At 38.7% G+C, this 773-nt stretch carries 1 protein-coding gene; it reads right to left on the bottom strand.

The window, feature by feature from the left end; genetic code table 11:
• On the bottom strand, positions 1–773 hold a 773-nt coding region (locus ACM03V_RS34460), incomplete at both ends, for a tetratricopeptide repeat protein (RefSeq protein WP_414625310.1).

The following is a 773-nucleotide window of genomic DNA, read 5'->3' on the forward strand; positions in this document are numbered from 1 at the left end:
TTGCTTGTGTGTAGGAATTTTGAGCATCTTGGTGTTGAGATAAACCTGCTTGTAATTTCCCTAAACTTTGTAAAGCTAATCCTTTATTACCGTGAGCATAAATATAATCGGGAGCGCGACTGAGTACTTCATCGCAGGATGAAATTGCTTGTGTGTAGGAATTTTGAGCATCTTGGTGTTGAGATAAACCTGCTTGTAATTTCCCTAAACTTTGTAAAGCTAATCCTTTATTACCGTGAGCATAAATATAATCGGGAGCGCGACTGAGTACTTCATCGCAGGATGAAATTGCTTGTGTGTAGGAATTTTGAGCATCTTGGTGTTGAGATAAACCTGCTTGTAAATCCCCTAAACTTAGTAAAGCGTTTCCTTTATTATTGTGAGCCAAAATATGATCGGGAGCGCGACTGAGTACTTCATCGCAGGATGAAATTGCTTGTGTGTATAAATTTTGAGCATCTTTATGTTGAGATAAACCCGCTTGTAATTCCCCTAAACTTAGTAAAGCGTTTCCTTTATTACCGTGAGCCAAAATAAAATCGGGAGCTATTTCTAGTGCTTGATTATAGTATTCTATGGCTTGTGTGTAGGAATTTTGAGCATCTTGGTGTTGAAATAAACCTGCTTGTAAATCCCCTAAACTTTGTAAAGCGTTTCCTTTATTACCGTGAGCCAAAATATAATCGGGAGCGCGACTGAGTACTTCATCGCAGGATGAAATTGCTTGTGTGTAGGAATTTTGAGCATCTTGGTGTTGAGATAAACCTGCTTGT

Origin of the sequence: Calothrix sp. CCY 0018 (genome assembly GCF_963920925.1) — a bacterium.
Lineage (GTDB): Bacteria > Cyanobacteriota > Cyanobacteriia > Cyanobacteriales > Nostocaceae > Rivularia.